Annotated in this window: 19 protein-coding genes; 17 read left to right on the forward strand and 2 right to left on the reverse strand. The window is 61.6% G+C overall.

What is annotated here, in order from left to right; genetic code table 11:
• Positions 1–397 (forward strand): YebC/PmpR family DNA-binding transcriptional regulator (locus VN623_RS12715; protein WP_325571447.1); only part of this gene is annotated, 397 nt, incomplete at its 5' end.
• A gap of 172 nt (positions 398–569) precedes the next feature.
• Here VN623_RS12715 and VN623_RS12720 read toward each other — a convergent pair.
• Complete coding sequence (locus tag VN623_RS12720; protein ID WP_325571449.1) at positions 570–881, reverse strand: hypothetical protein; 312 nt, start codon at positions 879–881, stop codon at positions 570–572.
• Positions 882–1,022: 141 nt separating this feature from the next.
• On the opposite strand from VN623_RS12720, the gene ruvC reads away from it, so the two are divergent.
• From ruvC to folP, 16 genes are all read left to right on the forward strand, one after another.
• Positions 1,023–1,550, forward strand: a complete 528-nt coding sequence (gene ruvC, locus VN623_RS12725; RefSeq protein WP_325571451.1) for a crossover junction endodeoxyribonuclease RuvC — start codon at positions 1,023–1,025, stop codon at positions 1,548–1,550.
• The gene (ruvA, locus tag VN623_RS12730) at positions 1,547–2,170 is read left to right on the forward strand and encodes a Holliday junction branch migration protein RuvA (RefSeq protein WP_325571454.1); all 624 of its coding nucleotides are present in this window, start codon (positions 1,547–1,549) and stop codon (positions 2,168–2,170) included. Before ruvC ends, ruvA begins: the two co-directional genes overlap by 4 nt.
• 60 nt (positions 2,171–2,230) lie before the next feature.
• Positions 2,231–2,656: a hypothetical protein gene (locus VN623_RS12735; RefSeq protein ID WP_325571456.1), complete on the forward strand. Its 426-nt coding sequence runs from the start codon at positions 2,231–2,233 to the stop codon at positions 2,654–2,656.
• 61 nt (positions 2,657–2,717) lie between these two features.
• Positions 2,718–3,764 (forward strand): Holliday junction branch migration DNA helicase RuvB, encoded by a 1,047-nt coding sequence (gene ruvB / locus VN623_RS12740; protein WP_325571458.1) that lies wholly within the window; start codon positions 2,718–2,720, stop codon positions 3,762–3,764.
• A gap of 113 nt (positions 3,765–3,877) precedes the next feature.
• Positions 3,878–4,816 (forward strand): metallophosphoesterase, encoded by a 939-nt coding sequence (locus VN623_RS12745; protein WP_325571460.1) that lies wholly within the window; start codon positions 3,878–3,880, stop codon positions 4,814–4,816.
• Positions 4,813–5,298 carry a tol-pal system-associated acyl-CoA thioesterase gene (gene ybgC, locus VN623_RS12750; RefSeq protein ID WP_325571462.1) on the forward strand — a complete coding sequence of 162 codons (486 nt, stop codon included), beginning with the start codon at positions 4,813–4,815 and terminating at the stop codon, positions 5,296–5,298. Before VN623_RS12745 ends, ybgC begins: the two co-directional genes overlap by 4 nt.
• Positions 5,299–5,656: 358 nt before the next feature.
• A complete protein-coding gene (gene tolQ / locus VN623_RS12755; RefSeq protein ID WP_325571464.1) occupies positions 5,657–6,373 on the forward strand; it encodes a protein TolQ in 717 nt (238 codons plus the stop codon).
• Between the two features lie 4 nt (positions 6,374–6,377).
• Entirely contained in the window at positions 6,378–6,830 is a 453-nt protein-coding gene (locus tag VN623_RS12760) for a biopolymer transporter ExbD (protein ID WP_325571466.1), read from the forward strand.
• 2 nt (positions 6,831–6,832) lie between these two features.
• On the forward strand, positions 6,833–7,939 hold the full coding sequence (gene tolA, locus VN623_RS12765; RefSeq protein ID WP_325571468.1) for a cell envelope integrity protein TolA: 1,107 nt from the start codon (positions 6,833–6,835) through the stop codon (positions 7,937–7,939).
• 88 nt (positions 7,940–8,027) lie between these two features.
• A complete protein-coding gene (gene tolB, locus VN623_RS12770) occupies positions 8,028–9,365 on the forward strand; it encodes a Tol-Pal system beta propeller repeat protein TolB (protein WP_325571470.1) in 1,338 nt (445 codons plus the stop codon).
• A 972-nt stretch (positions 9,366–10,337) separates the two neighbouring features.
• Entirely contained in the window at positions 10,338–10,853 is a 516-nt protein-coding gene (pal, locus tag VN623_RS12775; RefSeq protein ID WP_325571472.1) for a peptidoglycan-associated lipoprotein Pal, read from the forward strand.
• A 158-nt stretch (positions 10,854–11,011) separates the two neighbouring features.
• A complete protein-coding gene (locus tag VN623_RS12780; protein WP_325571474.1) occupies positions 11,012–11,794 on the forward strand; it encodes an OmpA family protein in 783 nt (260 codons plus the stop codon).
• 176 nt (positions 11,795–11,970) lie between these two features.
• Positions 11,971–13,029, forward strand: coding sequence for a tol-pal system protein YbgF (gene ybgF, locus VN623_RS12785; protein ID WP_325571476.1), 1,059 nt, complete (start codon positions 11,971–11,973; stop codon positions 13,027–13,029).
• Between the two features lie 17 nt (positions 13,030–13,046).
• Positions 13,047–14,378, forward strand: a complete 1,332-nt coding sequence (gene tilS, locus VN623_RS12790; RefSeq protein WP_325571479.1) for a tRNA lysidine(34) synthetase TilS — start codon at positions 13,047–13,049, stop codon at positions 14,376–14,378.
• Between the two features lie 156 nt (positions 14,379–14,534).
• Positions 14,535–16,484 (forward strand): ATP-dependent zinc metalloprotease FtsH, encoded by a 1,950-nt coding sequence (ftsH, locus tag VN623_RS12795; RefSeq protein ID WP_325571481.1) that lies wholly within the window; start codon positions 14,535–14,537, stop codon positions 16,482–16,484.
• A 73-nt stretch (positions 16,485–16,557) separates the two neighbouring features.
• Entirely contained in the window at positions 16,558–17,664 is a 1,107-nt protein-coding gene (folP, locus tag VN623_RS12800) for a dihydropteroate synthase (protein ID WP_325571484.1), read from the forward strand.
• 16 nt (positions 17,665–17,680) lie between these two features.
• On the opposite strand, the gene VN623_RS12805 is transcribed toward folP, so the two are convergent.
• Positions 17,681–18,133 (reverse strand): LysR substrate-binding domain-containing protein (locus VN623_RS12805; protein WP_325571486.1); only part of this gene is annotated, 453 nt, incomplete at its 5' end.

Raw genomic sequence — 18,133 nt, forward strand, 5'->3', positions numbered from 1 at the left:
GTACGGCGGCAACCTCGGTGCCACGGGCGCCGTCAGCCACATGTTCAACCACATCGGCGAAATCACCTATAAGGCCGAGGCCGGATCGGCCGAAGCCGTTCTCGATGCCGCGATCGAGACGGGCGCCGATGATGTTCAATCCGACGCAAGCGGCCACGTCATCGTCTGCGCGTTCGATTCTCTTGGCACGGTCGCCGCCGAGCTCGAGAAGAAACTTGGCGAAGCGCAAAGCGTCAAAGCCGTCTGGAAACCGAATCTGACGGCGCCGGTCGACGAAGACAATGCGCAAACCATCCTGAAAATGCTTGCCGCTCTCGAAGACGACGACGACGTGCAAAACGTTTATGCCAACTTCGAAATCTCGGACGAGGTTTTGAAGAAGCTGACGGCGGCGTAACGATACCCCGCCACGTCATGGCCGTCCTCGGAGGCGGCCATCCAGAGCAGCTTGTTCAAACGCTAGCATCCGTGGCCCTGGATGGCGGGGTCAAGCCCGGCCATGGAGTGGGGATGGTGGCCGGGGGCATTTCGCTCGCAATGCGGCCGCTGCGCTCCAGCCGAGCACCTGACTATTCGCCGGGATAGAACACCCCGAGCACGGCGGCCATCAGTCCGGCTATGATCATCAAGAAGCCGATGATCCCGAAAAGCTGAGACATGGCGCGGCGGAAGTTGGTCGCCGTCTTGCTCGGCGTCGCATTCGTAGTCGCCGTTGACGGCGCATTGGGCTGGCTTTTGCGGCGTCTGAAGAGTCCGCTGAGCTTACCTTGCTCCGTGGCGCTGGCACTCCGGCCTGTCGCCCAGAGAAATAGCCAGAGGCCGACTAGCACAAGCAGCGCGCCCACAAAAATCCAGAGAGGGTGGCCAAAGGTTGGGTCCATAAGTTCGTCCTCAGATCATCGCCGCATTGCAAGGGGCGTTAGGCGCTTCTCGGATCTTACCAGTTAAGCCCAATCTTCAGCCAGGACGAGACTGGGTTTGACGGCGTCGGCAGCATGGCTGGATCGTGTTATGCGAGAAGCATGAACGGACGAGCGATTCGCATCATCGGTATCGACCCAGGCCTCAGGCGCACGGGCTGGGGAATCATCGAATGCGATGGGGCGCGGCTCGTCTACGTGGCGTCGGGCGTCATCACCCCACCGAAGGACGATGATCTTGCCTACCGGCTGTCGGCTCTCTTCGACAGCATCACGAGCGTCATCCAGAGCTTCAGCCCTTCGGAGGCCGCCGTCGAAGAGACGTTCGTCAACGAAAATCCGCGCTCGACGTTGAAGCTCGGGCAGGCGCGCGGCGCGATTCTGCTGGCTCCGGCACGGCTGGGGTTACGCGTTGCAGAATACACGCCGAACCTCATAAAGAAATCGGTGACGGGCACGGGACACGCGGAGAAGCACCAGATCCAGGCGATGATCGCGTTCCTGCTGCCAAAAGCGAAGTTCGAAGGGGCGGACGAAGCCGATGCACTTGCCATCGCCATCACACACGCGCACCACCGGACCAGCCGCCAAAGGCTCGCTGCGCTAACGCCGAAGGTGGCCGAGACATGATCGGCAAGCTGCGCGGCAAGGTCGATGCGGTCGGCGACAGCTTTCTCGTCATCGACGTTCATGGCGTCGGCTACGAGGTGCAGGCGTCGGCGCGAACGCTGCGCAACCTGAAGCCGGGCGATGAGGTCGCGCTCACCATCGATACGCACGTTCGCGAAGACGCGATCCGGTTATTCGGATTTCAAAGCGAATTTGAGCGCAGTTGGTTTCGCACGCTGCAGACAATCCAGGGCGTCGGCGCCAAGGTCGCGCTCAGCGTGCTCGACGTGCTGGCGCCGCAGGACCTCGCGAACGCCATCGCTCTTGGAAATTGGGCGGCGGTCGAGGAAGCACCCGGCGTCGGCAAGAAGCTGGCGCAGCGCATCGTCGCCGAGTTGAAGGACAAGGCGCCGGCGCTGTCGATTGCGGGGCTTCAGACATCCGGTGGCAGCGCGGCAACAATGGTTTCGAGTTCGTCGCTCGCCGGCCTTGGCGCCGCCGAAGCGATCTCCGCCCTTACCAATCTCGGCTATAACCCGGCTCAGGCCAATGCCGCCGTGGCGCTGGCATCACGAGAACTTGGCGAGGGGGCCGACACTGCGGCGTTGATCAAGCGCAGCCTCAAAGAGCTGGCCCGATAGGGATCGGCCGAGAGACCGCTCCGCGATTGGACCGAAGTGTACGATGGGGGGAGCGAGACAATGAAAGACGTGAGCAACGGTCAACGCGCATTGGGGATGGCGCTGATTACGTCGCTGGCGGCGCCATTCTTCGCCAGCCTTATCGTGGTTGCCATAACGCTCGCCGGTCCGTTCGCCGATTATGTGTTGCCGCCGCGAGGGGAAGCGCCGCTGGGCGATGTCGCAATCAGTGCCTTCGCTTGGAGTTCGCTGCCGGCGACGGTTGCGGCGCTCGGGCTGGTTCCGTTCGTGCTGCAACATGGGTCGTATACCTGGCTGCAGGCGGCGGTCGCCGGGGTGCTCGGCTTTGCGGCGGGCGCAATCATTTTTCCATTGCCCGACGGTGGCGCGCCGCCGGTCCTGGCGTTTCTCGCGGGCCTCGTGGCAATCGGCATGCGCGCCATGCTGATCTACGGAGGTATTCTGCGCCAGACGCCTGATAATTAGACTGATCATTCTGCTCAGCAGACTGCTTGACGCGGCGAGCGAATAGCGCCACGAACAAACCATGACCGACCGGCTCGTCAGCGGTGCGCGAAAGGACGTGGACGGCCTCGAGGCGACGATCCGCCCGCAGTCGCTCGATGAGTTCATTGGCCAGGAACAGGCGCGCGCCAACCTCCGTGTTTTCATTCAGGCGGCGCGTGGACGCGGCGATGCACTCGATCACGTGCTTTTTGCCGGGCCGCCGGGTCTCGGTAAAACGACGCTGGCGCAGATTTTGGCGAAAGAGCTTGGCGTCGGTTTCCGCGCCACATCCGGCCCCGTCATATCAAAAGCCGGCGACCTTGCGGCGCTGCTAACGAACCTCGAAGAGCGCGACGTGCTTTTCATCGACGAAATCCATCGGCTAAGTCCCGCAGTCGAAGAAATTCTCTATCCGGCGATGGAGGATTTCCAGCTCGACCTGATGATCGGCGAAGGTCCGGCCGCCCGTTCGGTGCGGATCGATTTGCCGAAATTCACTCTCATTGGGGCGACGACGCGGGTCGGTCTGCTGACCAATCCGTTGCGCGACCGCTTCGGCATTCCGGTGCGGCTCAATTTTTATTCCATTGCCGAACTCGAGCTGGTCGTCGGCCGTGGAGCTCGCGTGCTCGGCGCGCCGATGGCGGCCGATGGCTCCCGCGAGATCGCCAAGCGTTCGCGCGGCACGCCACGCATCGCCGGCCGGCTGCTTCGCCGGGTCCGCGATTTTGCGGCGGTTGAAGGCGCCGCCGTCATCAACGCCGTGGTCGCCGACAGGGCGCTGAAGATGCTGGAGGTCGACGCCGAGGGCCTCGATGCGCTGGATCATCGCTATCTCGGTTGTATTCTGACCAACTACGAAGGCGGCCCGGTCGGCATTGAGACGCTCGCCGCGGCACTGTCGGAGCCGCGCGATGCGCTGGAAGACATCGTCGAGCCCTACCTGTTGCAGCAGGGGTTCATTGCCCGAACCCCACGGGGGCGGGTCCTGACCTTGAAGGCGTATCGCCACCTCGGCGTCAGTGGGCCAGCCCGATCGGCGACACCGGAATTACCGATATTCGACGAGGGTGAGGGCGAGACGTAACGACGCTGGCACCGCGTTCAAAGCGGCGATATTCACTTTTTCGCCAGCATTGTTGGACGAAATCCGCTCTTACCCGCTATTCCCAATTCGCATTCAATATCGAAGGTTCTGCCGTGATCAGCCGCCGTGATTTGCTGAAGATGTTTGCTACGCTGGGCTTTGGCAGCTTCGCGTTGAGCGGCTACGCGGTTGCCGAGGCTTTTCAGGAAAACGTCACGCGATATCGGCTTACGCCGCCGCGCTGGACGCCGGAACTGAAGCTGCGGCTGGCTGTGCTTGCGGACCTGCACGTCTGCGAGCCGTGGATGTCGATCCAAAGACTCGAGGGCATCGTCGAGGAGACGAACAGACTGGGTGCCGATGCGATCCTTCTGCTCGGCGACTACGTCGTCGGGCACAGCCTCGGAAAGTATTCGACGCCGGTGAGCGCCGGGACTTGGGCAACGGTTCTTGGCAAGCTCAAAGCACCGCTTGGCGTCCACGCCGTTCTCGGCAATCACGACTGGTGGGACGAGGCTAGTGTACAGCGGCGGCGCGCGGGCCCGACTCGCGCCGGTCTGGCGTTGCAGGCCGTCGGCATCGCGGTTTACGAAAACAATGTCATGCGGTTTGAGAAAGACGGCCGGCCATTCTGGATCGCGGGTCTCGGCGATCAGTGGGCCTTCTGGCCGACGGACGACGAGTACGACGAATTCGTGAGAAGCGGCAAAGTCGATTATCATGGGGTCGATGATCTTCCCGGCACGCTGAAGCAAGTGACCGATGACGCGCCCGTGATCCTGATGGCTCATGAGCCGGATATATTTCCGAATGTTCCCGACCGCGTTTCGCTGACGCTTGCGGGCCACACGCACGGCGGCCAAATTCGCATTTTTGGCTATGCGCCGGTCGTGCCGTCGCGTTTCGGCAGCCGCTATGTTTATGGGCACAAGGTGGAAGAGGGTCGCCATCTGATCGTTTCCGGCGGCCTCGGGTGCTCGTCGTTGCCGATCCGGTTTGGCGCTCCTCCCGAAATCGTCGTCGTCGATCTCGGCAATGGAGGTGAAGTGTGACGCAACGGCAGTGGCCCGATCTTGCGGGCCGCATCATGCGCGACGAGGCCGGTCCGCGCCATGTCCTTCCGGTTCGCGTCTATTTCGAAGATACCGATGCAGGCGGCGTCGTCTATCACGCCTCGTTCGTGCGCTTCGTGGAACGCGGCCGTACCGATTTCCTGAGATTGCTCGGAACCGACGCGCGCCAGCTGATCGACGGCTCCGATAATCGCGAACCGGCGGCTTTCGTCGTCCGGCGCATGCACATCGATTTTTTTCGTCCCGGACGTATGGATGATCTTTTGGAGATCGAGACGCGAGTCAAGGAAATCGGGGGCGCCAGTGTCACGCTCATTCAGACGGTCATGCGCGGCGACCAGCGTCTGGTCGAAGCCGAGGTGACGGTCGTTCTCGTTTCCATTTCGGGCAAGCCGTTGCGCTTAAGTGAGGCCGTGCGCCGGGCTTTCCTGGCGCAAACGCAGGCACAAGACCCCAGGTGAGGGCGTTGAGCGCCGGGGACTTGAGCCTCGCGTCAAAACAGTGTGCAGAGCGCCAAGGTTGATTGACACCCGGCACCGCAAGGCTCCCATAGAGGCCAATGTCGGCATTTTACGTGGATAAACACTAAGATGCGTCGTTGCGACCCTCTGCGATAAGCCCTCGTTTGGTCATATTGCGAGGCGAAAGCTCATAATGAAAGAAGCGCATGCGGCGGGGCATGGCTGTCGGGGTGAATTTCATCACACCATCACACGCGCCGTTCCGCGAGCTCGTAGCGCGCAATGGTCAATGCTGCCGGACGTCTAAGGCACGTGCGCTGTCGCACGGGTATCGCAGTTTTTCGACACGGATGGTGAAATGAATCCCGCGGAAGTCGCTCAAGGCGTCGTCGCTCCGGTCAGTGCGGCCGGGTTTTCTTTTGTCGAGCTGTTCCTACAGGCCAGCATCGTCGTCAAGATCGTGATGACCGGGCTTGGTCTCGCCTCGATCTGGTCGTGGGCGATCATTTTCGAGAAGCTCTTGGCGTTCCGGCGGGCACGCATCGAAAGCGACCGCTTCGAACAACTGTTCTGGTCGGGCCAATCGCTCGACGAGTTATATGCGAGCCTGTCGCGCGGCCGGACGATCACGATGGCGGCCTTGTTCGTTGCGGCGATGCGCGAGTGGAAGCGCTCTGTTGAAGGCAATATTCGCGCGCTCGGCGGCATTCAGCTCCGCGTCGAGAAGGTCATGGACGTCACGATCAGTCGCGAAATGGAGCGGCTCGACCGGCGGCTTCTGTTTCTCGCAACTGTCGGATCGACGGCACCGTTCGTAGGCCTTTTCGGCACCGTCTGGGGCATCATGACGAGCTTCCAGTCGATCGCCGTTTCGAAAAATACGTCTCTCGCCGTCGTCGCACCGGGCATTGCCGAAGCGCTTTTTGCGACGGCGCTCGGCCTCATGGCAGCCATCCCGGCGGTCGTTTTCTACAATAAGTTCTCGGCGGACTCCTCCGCAATTTCGCAGCGTTTATATGCTTTTTCCGATGAATTCGCGGCGATCGTGTCGCGCCAGATCGACGTGAGGAACTGAGCCTATGGGCGCAAGCGTCAAAGTCGGCGGTGGAGGGCGGGGACGCGGGCGGCGCGGACGCCATGCGCCGATGAGCGAAATCAACGTCACGCCGATGGTCGACGTCATGCTCGTGCTGCTGATCATCTTCATGGTCGCGGCGCCGCTGCTTCAAGTCGGAATTCCGGTCGATCTCCCGGAGGCCAAGGGACAACAAATTCCGACACCGAAACAGGAGCCGCTCGCCGTCACGGTCAAACTCGATGGCGATGTCTATATCGGCGAAACACAGGTTGGCCTCGACGATCTTGCGACAAAGCTCAAGGCGATTGCCAAGAACGGCTATGACGAGACGATCTTCGTGCGCGGCGACAGGGGCGTTTCCTACGGCGTCGTGATGAAGGTGATGGGTCGCATCAACGACGGCGGGTTCAAGAAGCTGTCGTTCGTCCTCGATCAGGAGAAGGGAGGCTCGTAGCCGTGCCCTTCGGGCTTGTTCTGTCCTTTCTCTTCCACGCCGCACTCCTCGGGTGGGCGCTTTTATCCATGCGTTCCGTGTCGGAGTTGACGCCCGATACACCGGCAATTGCCGCCGACATCATCACGCCTTCGGAATTTCTGCGCCTCAAACGCGGCAGCGAGGACGCAAAGAACCTCGATACGAAAGCCAAGGAAGAGCCGAAGCCCGACGACAGCAAGAACGACACGGCGAAGCCGAGCAACGCGGCGCCGCCTCCCCCGCCGCCACCGGAGCAGGAAGTCGCGAAAGTCGAGCCTCCGCCCGAAGCCGAGCCACCGGCGGCGGCCGAGCCACCGAAGCCCGCGCCTGATCCAATAGCGAAGAAAATCGAGGAGCCCCCGCCGCCGCCGGAGCCCGCTCCCGGGCCGACGCCCGAAGAAAAAAAGCTTCTCGAACAGAAGCTTGAGGAAGAACACAAGGCCGAGGAAGCGAAGCAAAAGGCCGCGGAAGAGGCAAAAAAGAAAGCCGAGGACGAAGCCAAGAAGAAAGCCGAAGAAGCAGAGCGCAAGAAAAAGCACGCCGAAGAGCTGAAGAAAAAGAAGCAGCAGGAAGCGAAAAAGAAAGCCGAAGCCGCAAAGAAGAAATTCGATGCCAGCAAAATTGCGTCCCTGCTCGAAAAGGCACCGGACGATGCGCCTCCGAAGGCGCTACTCGACAAGGACCCGAGGAAAAAAGGTCAGCAGGCTGCCGGAACGAGCACAAAGTCGGACATCATCGGCAAGGAAGCCGGTACCGCAACCGGAACGGATACGGTGCTTTCATTACGCGAACAGGATCTCCTGAAGGGTATGCTCAAATCGCAGCTCAACGGCTGCTGGCGGCCACCTGGGACGGGCGGCGGCAGCGACGTGCCGGTCGTTGCCCTGCACTGGGAGATGAACCCCGACGGCACCATCGCCGGCGAGCCCCGCGTCATATCGGCACCCTCGACGACGGCTGGCCAAGTTTATACGGAGGCAGCGCTAAGAGCCGTCAAGATGTGCGCGCCGTTCCGGCTGCCGCCGGACAAATACGAAGGTGGCTGGAAGACGATCGATTGGACGTTCGACCCGCGCCAAATGTTGTGACCGCCAAAAAGTTGCTTCATTCCGCCGCGAAGCGAAGCGACACTTCACAGAGCATCGAATCATCGAGGGTACACATGAGGCATCAGTCATGAGGTTTAACGACCGCCTCAAAAGAGCGCTCGCCGTTGCCGCCCTCGCTGTCGTGAGCTCGTGGTTCGGTCCAAATCTCGTGACCCCGGCCCTTGCACAGCTCAAGGGCACGCAGACCGAGGGAACGATCACGCCGATCCCGATCGCCATCCCGGTATTCCTCGGGGATGATGCGCAGCTCGCCGGGGATGTCTCGAACGTCGTCCAGGCAGACCTTGAACGCTCGGGCCTATTCCGTCCCCTCGATCGGGCGTCATTTCTCGAACAGGTACGCGACGTCAACGCCGCGCCGCGATTCCCCGACTGGCGTTCGATACAGGCCGAAGCCCTGGTGGTCGGAAGGATCGTCAACGACGGCAGCGGCAAGGTCGGCGCCGAGTTCCGGCTCTGGGACGTTGCTTCGGGCAAGCAGCTTGCAGGGCAACGATTTTCAACCGCCGGCCAGAACTGGCGTCGCATCGGCCATCTGATCGCCGACAGCGTCTACGAGCGTTTGACGGGCGAGAAGGGGTACTTCGACACGCATATTGTTTTCGTCGATGAAACCGGGCCGGCGGAGCATCGCATCAAGCGGCTCGCCATCATGGATCAGGACGGTGCCAACGTTCGCCTTCTCAGCCAGGGCAAGGAACTGGTGCTGACGCCACGGTTCTCGCCGACGAACCAGGAAATCACCTACATGTCGTACACCAACGACCAGCCGAAGGTGTTCATCATGAACCTGGAGACCGGCAAACGCGAGCTGGTCGGCGATTTCCCCGGTATGACGTTTGCGCCGCGCTTCTCGCCGGACGGTCAGAAGATCGTCATGAGCCTCGGCACGCCGGACGGCCGCACGAGCATTTACGAGATGGATCTAAGGTCGCGGCAGTCACGCCGCCTGACCGAGGCGACCGGAATCGATACCAGCCCGAGCTATGCGCCCGACGGTAGTCAGATCGTGTTTGAAAGCGACCGGGACGGGAGCCAGCGGCTTTACGTGATGAATGCCGACGGCTCGGGTGCGCATCCGATTTCGATGGGCGATGGGAGCTATTCGACTCCGGTCTGGTCGCCGCGGGGCGACTACATCGCATTCACCAAGCAATCCGGTGGTCAGTTTCTGATCGGCGTGATGAAGCCGGATGGCTCGGGCGAGCGTGTCTTGACGGAAGGCTTCCATAACGAGGGGCCGACCTGGGCGCCGAACGGGCGGGTGTTGATGTTCTTCCGCGACCCCGGCGGCGCGACCGGCGGTCCCCGAATCTTTTCGGTCGACATAACCGGTTTCAACGAGCGGAAAGTGGCTACGCCCGCGTTCGGTTCCGACCCCGCTTGGTCACCGCTTCTGAATTAACACCTTGTTTACGAACGGGGCCTCGTCGCACCAGCTTTCGAGTCTTCGAGGACCAGAAAAAAATAATTCATAACAATGGCTTGGGCCATCTTGCCGTATCGCGAAAAGTGTTGACTTTCTCGCACTCACAGCCGTTGCATTTTCGCATCTGTACGATCGGAAAACTCGGCATTCAGCGCCTCTGTTCTTGATCGCGACGCGCCCTGCCGGTACCCCAAAGTACGGCTATTGCCGGAATCGTATCAGGAGATATGACCATGCAGGGTGTGAAGGGGCTGATCCTTTTGTCAGTGGTAGCTGCGGCTATTGCAGTTAGCGCATGCCGCCGCGAAGCGGAGCATGTGCCTTTGAAGCTCGGCGGTCCTACCGCAAGCGGCCAGGCTGTTCGCTAATCTAGCGACTAGTTTGGAATTCAAAGGACGCTGAATATGAAGAGCGCAGCCGTTGTCGCTGCTGTCTTGGGTGCTGTTGCTAACAGCGCAAGTTGTGAGTACCAGCCACCCAAGCTGCGCGGACCGGCCGCTTCGGACCAGGTCGCGCGTTAAGCGCTGCCTGTTTTCGGAGTAACGCGTTATTCATCCTATCTACAAGACCGAGTTGTTGGCGACTTCGTCGTCACCATCTCGGTCTTGAGCTTTTTAGGACTCGAATCAAATCTCGAGGCGAGAATTAGTCGCTTCAAATCGACGTCGAAATCCGATGTCGAAAAGAGTGCGTAAATCGAATTGGCCGCAGTCACCGCGGCAAGCCAGAATGCTAGATTTTCGACTGGAAGCGGCGCTGATCGCCATATCGGCGACTCAAGCCGACACGGGTTACGGCAGACGTATTCCGCTCTGGCCTTCAGAACCGGCCACATTTTCGGCTGAACGGTTCACTAGACTCAGAGAGGATAACAGCCGTTTCGCGCTGTGCGAAAATAGATAGAGCGGCTTGCCCGAAAGTTGGCGCCGAGACGAAAGGGATAACGAAATGCTGGCCTCGGTTGCGCGAAGCTTAGGGCTGCGCCTTGCCGCCGTTTCGATTCTTGTGGCAATGGTCGGCGCGTGCGCCGCCAACAAAGAACTACAGCCTGATGCACTGAGCGGCAAATACGGAGCTGCAACGCCGGGCTCGCAGAGAGACTTCGCTCAGAACGTTGGCGATATCGTTTACTTCTCGACAGATTCCGTCGACCTGACGCCTGAAGCAACGCAGACGCTCGTCAAGCAGGCCCACTGGTTGCAGCAATATCCGCAGTACACGATCACGATCGAAGGTCATGCCGACGAGCGCGGGACGCGCGAATATAACATCGCGCTCGGCGCACGCCGCGCGACGACGGTGCGCAACTACCTGGCGCAGAACGGCATCAACGGGGCACGCATCCGGACCATTTCCTACGGCAAGGAACGGCCCGTCGCCGTTTGCAACGACATTTCATGCTGGTCGCAGAACCGGCGTGCGCAGACGGTGCTGAATAGCGGCGGCGTCGTAAGCCAGCGCTAAGCGCATCGCGGACCGGCTATTTGTCCGCTCAGGAAACGACACGCAAACCGGCCACAGTCGTCCGGACGATTTTGGTTACGCGAGAGAATCCAGCAAAGTTTAGCCCAATTGGATCGGCATAAGGACAAGCCAAACATCAGATCGTCGCACCGCGTCTCATGTCCAATTTCCGCCGCTCAAAGTTTGCGTTTTGCTTCGCTTGGGCGGCGTTCGCCCTGACGATTGCATTTGTTCCGGCTTCCCTCATTCCGTTCGCCATGGCGCAGGACAATGAATTGGACCGGCAAACGCCGGCGGAACTTCTCGAAGATGGCATGGATGCCGCGGCCGACCACGCCCCGGAATCGGCGCGCCGGCTTTTTGGGCAGCTGATAAAAGACTATCCTGGGTCGCCCGAAGCCTTGCGCGCCCAGAATGTTCTTGCGGCGCTCGACAGGGATGCCTCGTCCGAACAGCGCGAAGTGATACAGGCCGACGAAGCCGAACACACGACGAAGTATCGGCGTGCCTTCCTCATCGATGTCGGCGACCGGGTTTTCTTTTCCGAGAGCAGCGCTACGATCGGCGGCCGGGCTCGCAGCATCATCGAAAATCAGGCTCGCTGGCTGAAAGCCCGGCCGAGCCTTACGGTCACGGTGATCGGGCGAGCCGATGACGGCGGCAATCGCGGTGCCGCACTGGACTTGTCACGCCAGCGCGCCGAGGCCGTGCGGGACAGGCTTGTCGCGGCCGGTATCGACGGCGGACGGATAGAAATCAAGGCAGCCGGCGATAGTGACCGCCTGGCCCTTTGCGCAACTCCGCTTTGCCAGGCGCAAAACCGCAACTCGGAAGTTCTTATCAATGGCTGGCGGGGTGACGGCGCGCCAGTGGGTCCGCGCTCGACAATGCCATTGGGTCCGCACACATTGTCCAAATCGGCGGATCAGGACCCACAATAGCGGCGGATGCTTGGCCGACACGCCCGAGCGCCCGGAACTGGTGATGGCAAGGTACTGCGCGGTTGATTTTCTTTGCGGCGCAGCGCAGGTGGAGATGCGACGCGGGCCGGGTTAGAACTGGTCCGTTCCAACCTTTGGTATTGACGGCGAAATCGAAAGCGGGGCAGAGCCAGAATATGGCCAAGCTTAGGTTTGACAACGGTTTTGGATGCCTTCCGGCCGCAGCGCTGATGCTGCTGCTGGCGTGGGGGGCACCGGCGCTTGCTCAGTCCGGAAATGAAAAAGCCGCGAAAGGCGCGCCAGCCGCGGCCGCGACGGCGCCGGCGGCAGATGCGGGTCTCAAGGCGCGTGTCGAGACACTCGAAGAGCAGCTCGTCGACATGCAGGTTGTTGTCGGCACGCTCGAGTCGCTCGGCAAGAGCGGTGGCTCGGCACCGGCGGCGTTCCCGGCTCCTTCCGGCGGCGCGGATGCGGCGCGCATCGACGGTCTCGAGACGCAGGTTCGGGCGCTGACGGCCGAGCTTCAGCAGCTATCCGATCAGGTTCGCAGCCTTGGCGGCAACCCGCGCCGTGGAGACATTCCTTCGAATACGAACACGGCTGCGATGGAGCCCGGCCCGGAGTCAGCGACGGATCATGGCGGAAGCACCGGCGGCGGGTTTGGTGCGACGACGGTATCTCCGGGCAGCGGTGGCGATGCCATCGGCGGATTGCTGGACGGTGATGCGCCGCCTCCGGCCGCCGCACAGGCCGCCCCAGCTGGAGGCCCCAATGGAGGAATGTCGGCGAGCCCGGGCATGACGCCCGCTCCGGTGGCGACGGCGGCACTTCCGCTGCCGCTTGATAGCACCAATCCAAAGGAGCTCTACGAGACCGCGTACGGCTATCTCCTGCAGCGGGACTACGGAGCGGCGCAAGCCGCGTTCGACGACTTCCTGGCGAAGTATCCGAATGACTCGCTTTCCGGGAACGCACAGTATTGGCTCGGCGAGACTCATTTCGTTCGTGGTCAATACAAGGCAGCGGCCGGCGCCTTCCTGAAGGGCTACCAGACGTATGCCCAAAGCGCGAAAGCGCCCGACAGTCTTTTGAAGTTGGCGATGTCGCTCGATCGTCTTGGCCAGAAGGACGCGGCCTGCTCGTCCTATGCGGAACTCTCGTCGAAGTTTCCGAACGCACCTCAGAGCGTAAAGTCGCGCGCTCAATCCGAACGCCAACGCGTTGGGTGCCAGTGATGGCCGTGTGAGGCTACGTGGAACGCCGAACCAATTCGCCGATCACCAATACTGACGCCGACGCCGCCCTGGCGCGTCTCGCAAGCTTCGACCATGTCGTCCTCGCGGTTTCAGGCGGACCCGACAGCATGGCTCTGCTCGTTCTCGCGGCGGAGTGGCAGGCGCGGCGCAATTCCCGACTGCCAGTGATCTCTGTCGCGACAGTCGATCATAAACTGCGGCCAGAGTCTGGCGCAGAAGCCGAATTCGTCGGTCGCGAATCTGCCCGACTTGGTTTGACGCACACAGTTCTGCACTGGCTTGACGAGAAGCCGACGACCGGCCTCGCCGATGCGGCGCGGCGGGCTCGATACCAATTACTCGACGAGCATGCCCGGAGTTTCGCTGCTTCGCGTACTGCCGTCGTCACCGCGCATCATCTCGACGATCAGGCCGAAACATTCGCGATGCGGCTGGCGCGCGGCGCGGGCGTCGATGGACTGGCGTCGATGCCGGTTGAGCGTGCGCTAGGCGAAGCGTCACCGATCGCGCTCGTGCGACCGCTGCTGTCATTTTCGAAATCCAGCCTGCTCGCAACGCTCGCCGCGCGCGGTGTCGGCTTTGTCGAAGACCCGACAAACGGCGACGTACGCTACGAGCGCGCGCGAATGCGGCAAAGCTTTCCGTCACTCGATGCCGCCGGCATTTCGCCTCGGGCGGTCGCGACGTCCGCCAGGAGGCTCGGCGACGCGCAGGCGGCGCTTCGTTACGCCGAAGAGTGCTTCGTTGCGACGCTCGATCTGACATTCGGCAATGAAGTTTTCGCCGCCTTCAACAGTGAGCCCTTCAAACGTGGTCCGGCCTTTCTTCGCCAGAAGGTTCTTGCGCGTCTCATCGCGCGATACGGCGGTGCCAGTCCCGAGCCGCAACTTTCGGCAGTCGAAGATCTGGCGGCGCGGCTGCAACTGACCGATAAATGTACCGCAACGCTCGGCGGTGCGACGATTTCAGCCGGCAGCCACTTTGTCCGTGTCTGGCGCGAGGCCGGAAGGCTTGATCAAAGTGATATCAGCCTCGGTCCGGGTGAAAGCCGGATCTGGGATCGGCGGTTCCTTTTGCGCAGCACGCCGGACGCAACTACAACAGTGACGGTCAGGCCGCTAGGCAACAGAAACTATTTGAAGATTGCCGGCCGGCTTGCGCGAAATTCCCGGCCGCCGGCGCGCGCCTCCTATGCGCTTCCGTCGTTTTGGGCAGGCTCGGAACTTTTGGCGGTACCCTCGCTCGCGCCGTTCGCACTTGCGTCCGAACCACCCCTCGATCCGGCAGGTTGCGAACTCAGCGCGGTCGCAGTTTTAAGTCGGCATTAAGGCTGGTGCCCGTGCAACCGGCAACTTTAGTAACGTTGGTAAAACGCTCAAACTTGTGCGGCAGTGTGGAGACCCCTATGTTAAGCGCACAATCGGGGGCCTCAGGCCGCCCGAGCGCACGCTGTGTTGGCGTGGCCGGCGCCATCAGGGAACAAAATGAACCCTAATTATCAGAAACTTGCGATCTGGGCGGCGCTCTTCGTCTTGCTGCTGGCGCTATATAACCTTGTCAGCAATCCCAGCCAGACGAGGCATGCGAACGAGATTCAATATTCTGAATTTCTCGATGCCGTCGATAAAGGGACCGTAACGGAGGCCGTGCTGGCGGGCAACCGCATCACAGGCACGAAGCGGGATGCTTCGTCCAATGACACGGCATTCTCGACTTACGCGCCGGAAGATCCCAATCTCGTGACGCGTTTGCGCGAAAAGGGCGTAAAGTTCAAAGCCCGGCCTGCAGAGGACGAAGTGCAGTCGATTACGAGCATTCTCCTGAGCTGGTTTCCGATGCTGCTGCTCATCGGCGTCTGGATCTTTTTCATGCGCCAGATGCAGTCGGGATCCGGGCGCGCCATGGGCTTCGGCAAGTCGCGCGCTAAACTCCTGACCGAGCGGCATGGTCGCGTGACGTTCGAGGATGTTGCGGGCGTCGATGAAGCGAAAGCCGATCTCGAAGAGATCGTCGAATTCCTGCGCGACCCGCAGAAATTCCAGCGCCTCGGCGGCCGCATCCCGCGTGGCTGCCTGCTCGTCGGTCCGCCCGGCACGGGCAAAACGCTGATCGCGCGCGCCGTCGCGGGCGAAGCCAACGTGCCGTTCTTCACGATCTCGGGCTCGGACTTCGTCGAAATGTTCGTCGGCGTTGGCGCCAGCCGCGTGCGCGACATGTTCGAGCAGGCGAAGAAGAACGCGCCGTGCATCATCTTCATCGACGAAATCGATGCCGTCGGACGTCATCGCGGCGCCGGTTTGGGCGGCGGTAACGATGAGCGCGAGCAGACGCTCAATCAGCTGCTCGTCGAGATGGATGGCTTCGAAGCCAACGAGGGCATCATCATCATCGCGGCGACGAACCGTCCCGACGTGCTCGATCCCGCCTTGCTGCGTCCCGGCCGTTTCGACCGCCAGATCATGGTGCCGAACCCGGACGTGCTTGGCCGCGAGAAAATCCTGCGCGTCCATATGAAGAAGGTGCCGCTGGCGCCGGATGTCGATCCGAAAGTCATTGCCCGCGGTACGCCCGGATTCTCGGGCGCCGATTTGGCGAACCTTGTCAACGAAGCGGCTCTGCTCGCAGCGCGGCGCAACAAGCGTCTCGTGACACAGGCCGAGTTCGAGGATTCCAAAGACAAGGTCATGATGGGCGCCGAGCGCAAGACCATGGCCATGACGCAGGAAGAGAAGCTGGCGACGGCCTATCACGAGGCGGGTCATGCCATCGTCAATCTACTCGTTCCTGGCAACGATCCGCTGCACAAGGTGACGATCATCCCGCGTGGACGGGCTCTCGGCGTGACGATGAGTTTGCCGGAGCGCGATCGCTTGAGCTATTCCAAGCAATGGTGCGAAGGCAAGATCGCCATGGCGTTCGGCGGCCGCGTTGCCGAGCAGATCATCTATGGCCGCGAGCATCTGAATACCGGTGCTTCGAGCGACATCAGCCAGGCGACGGGCATAGCCAAGCGCATGGTCACGGAATGGGGCATGAGCGACGTGCTTGGGCCGCTCCTCTATTCGGAAAACCAGCAGGAAGTGTTCCTTGGTCATTCGATCACGCAGCAGCAGAACATGAGCGAGGAAACCGCCAAGCTCATCGACGAGGAAACGCGTCGTATCGTGACGGCCGGCGAAAAGACCGCGTGGGAAGTGCTGACGCGTCACAAGCCGGAACTCGAGGCTCTGGCGCAGGCGCTGATGGAATACGAGACGGTCACCGGTGACGAGTGCCTAGCGATCATGCGGGGTGACAAGATCGTTCGCCCCAATGACGACGATGGTACGAAGGGTCCGGCTGGATCCACGGTACCAACGACAGGCCGGCAGCCGCGCCCGCGCGGCGAGTCGACGACGGGCGGTCTGGAGCCCGAGCCGCAGCCGCAGGGCTAAGCGTCTCGCTATCAATCGCAGAGCGGCCGCAATCACTGCGGCCGCTTTTGCATGCGCTGGGAATTTCGCGCCGATGAAACGCTCCATTTATCTGCAACCGACCGCGATATTCTGGGATCGGACCGAGCGGCGCGCGGTCGAGGAGACTGACATTCCAGTCTGGAAGGGCCTGCCGCTGGCGGGCGGCCGCCTGTCGTTCGCAGCACTTGACGTACTGACGCGGGCGACGCCGTCGACGAAGCGGCGCACCATCATTCTCGGCGATGCATTCAGCGGCGACTGGGGTCGCGAGGCGCTGGCTGCCGCCGATATTCTGCAGGAGCTTTCGACAAGTCGCGCCCGCTTTGCGGGTCTGTCGCTCGATAGGCCGCGCATTATGGGCATCATCAACGTAACGCCCGACAGCTTTTCGGACGGCGGCCTTTATTCGAGCCCCGAAGCCGCAATTGCGCACGGTCTGGCGCTCGTCGAGGAAGGCGCCGATATCCTAGATGTCGGCGGCGAAAGCACGAGGCCGACTGCGGACTTCGTGCCGGCCGAAGAGGAGTTGAAGCGCGTCATTCCGGTCATTGAAGGTCTGCGGGCGCGGACGAGTGCCGTGATCTCTGTCGACACGCGCAAAGCCGAAGTGATGCGCCAGGCTGCTGCCGCCGGTGCCGACGTTCTGAATGACGTTTCGTCCTTCACGCATGATCCTGAAGCCCTCGAAGTCGCGGCGGAAAGCGGCCTGCCGGTCATAGTGATGCACGCCCAAGGCGATCCCAAAACGATGAACGACAATCCGCAGTACGACGATGTCGTGCTCGACGTGTTCGACTATCTCGAGAGCCGCGTTCAGGCGTGCATTGCGGCGGGCATTCCGAAAGCGAAAATCGTGGCCGATCCGGGTATCGGCTTCGGCAAGCACTTGCATCACAACGTCGCCGTGATGGCCGGGCTTTCGCTTTATCATGGTCTTGGCGTGCCGATCCTTCTCGGCGCCAGCCGCAAGAAAATGATCGGCGAGCTTTGCGACGTGACGAAAGCCGAGGACCGCGTTGCGGGCTCGCTCGCCTGCGCGGTCGCGGGTATCGCCGCGGGCGTGCAGATCGTTCGCGCACACGACGTCAAGGAAACCAAGCAGGCGGTCGAGGTCTGGCGGGCGTGCGTAGCGGGGACCGAAAAAGGTCTCGATTCGTAAGTCGCGTGTCGGTAAGTCAGCCGCGTTCCATTGCTTTCAGCCTTTTGCGCAGTCCTTCGATGGCGATCGGGACAAAGGCGCGAACCGGCGGCTTCGGCAGCCGAACGGATCGTTGCATGAGCTGAACCGGAATGACGGTGTCATCATAATGGTCGAGAACAGTCCGCAAGCGGCCTTTCCTGATTGCCGCTTCGGCTTGATAGGAAAGCACGCGCGCGATGCCCAGGCCGGCGACCGTCGCGTCGATTGCCGCCTCGGCGGTATTGACGTTCAGCCGCGGCTTAATGTGAACGGATTGCCGGCCGTGAACAGCGCTACGAAATAGCCACTGCGTCCCGCCGGCAATATTTGAAAACGCGATGCAGTCGTGCGTTGCGAGCGTCGCCGGTGCATCCGGTATGCCGCGCTTCTTGAGATAGCTCTGCGCTGCGCAAGTCAGCAGCCGCAAGGTGCCGACCTTGGATGCAAT

This window comes from Hyphomicrobium sp. (assembly GCF_035572195.1).
In the GTDB taxonomy this organism is placed as follows: Bacteria; Pseudomonadota; Alphaproteobacteria; order Rhizobiales; family Hyphomicrobiaceae; genus Hyphomicrobium_B.

What these genes read in the sequence shown, in the direction of transcription:
- VN623_RS12720 (WP_325571449.1), bottom strand. Translation starts at nt 881, where the DNA reads ATGGACCCAACCTTTGGCCACCCTCTCTGGATTTTTGTGGGCGCGCTG.
- ruvC (WP_325571451.1), top strand. Translation starts at nt 1,023, where the DNA reads ATGAACGGACGAGCGATTCGCATCATCGGTATCGACCCAGGCCTCAGG.
- ruvA (WP_325571454.1), top strand. Translation starts at nt 1,547, where the DNA reads ATGATCGGCAAGCTGCGCGGCAAGGTCGATGCGGTCGGCGACAGCTTT.
- VN623_RS12735 (WP_325571456.1), top strand. Translation starts at nt 2,231, where the DNA reads ATGAAAGACGTGAGCAACGGTCAACGCGCATTGGGGATGGCGCTGATT.
- ruvB (WP_325571458.1), top strand. Translation starts at nt 2,718, where the DNA reads ATGACCGACCGGCTCGTCAGCGGTGCGCGAAAGGACGTGGACGGCCTC.
- tolQ (WP_325571464.1), top strand. Translation starts at nt 5,657, where the DNA reads ATGAATCCCGCGGAAGTCGCTCAAGGCGTCGTCGCTCCGGTCAGTGCG.
- VN623_RS12760 (WP_325571466.1), top strand. Translation starts at nt 6,378, where the DNA reads ATGGGCGCAAGCGTCAAAGTCGGCGGTGGAGGGCGGGGACGCGGGCGG.
- tolB (WP_325571470.1), top strand. Translation starts at nt 8,028, where the DNA reads ATGAGGTTTAACGACCGCCTCAAAAGAGCGCTCGCCGTTGCCGCCCTC.
- pal (WP_325571472.1), top strand. Translation starts at nt 10,338, where the DNA reads ATGCTGGCCTCGGTTGCGCGAAGCTTAGGGCTGCGCCTTGCCGCCGTT.
- VN623_RS12780 (WP_325571474.1), top strand. Translation starts at nt 11,012, where the DNA reads ATGTCCAATTTCCGCCGCTCAAAGTTTGCGTTTTGCTTCGCTTGGGCG.
- ybgF (WP_325571476.1), top strand. Translation starts at nt 11,971, where the DNA reads ATGGCCAAGCTTAGGTTTGACAACGGTTTTGGATGCCTTCCGGCCGCA.
- ftsH (WP_325571481.1), top strand. Translation starts at nt 14,535, where the DNA reads ATGAACCCTAATTATCAGAAACTTGCGATCTGGGCGGCGCTCTTCGTC.
- folP (WP_325571484.1), top strand. Translation starts at nt 16,558, where the DNA reads ATGAAACGCTCCATTTATCTGCAACCGACCGCGATATTCTGGGATCGG.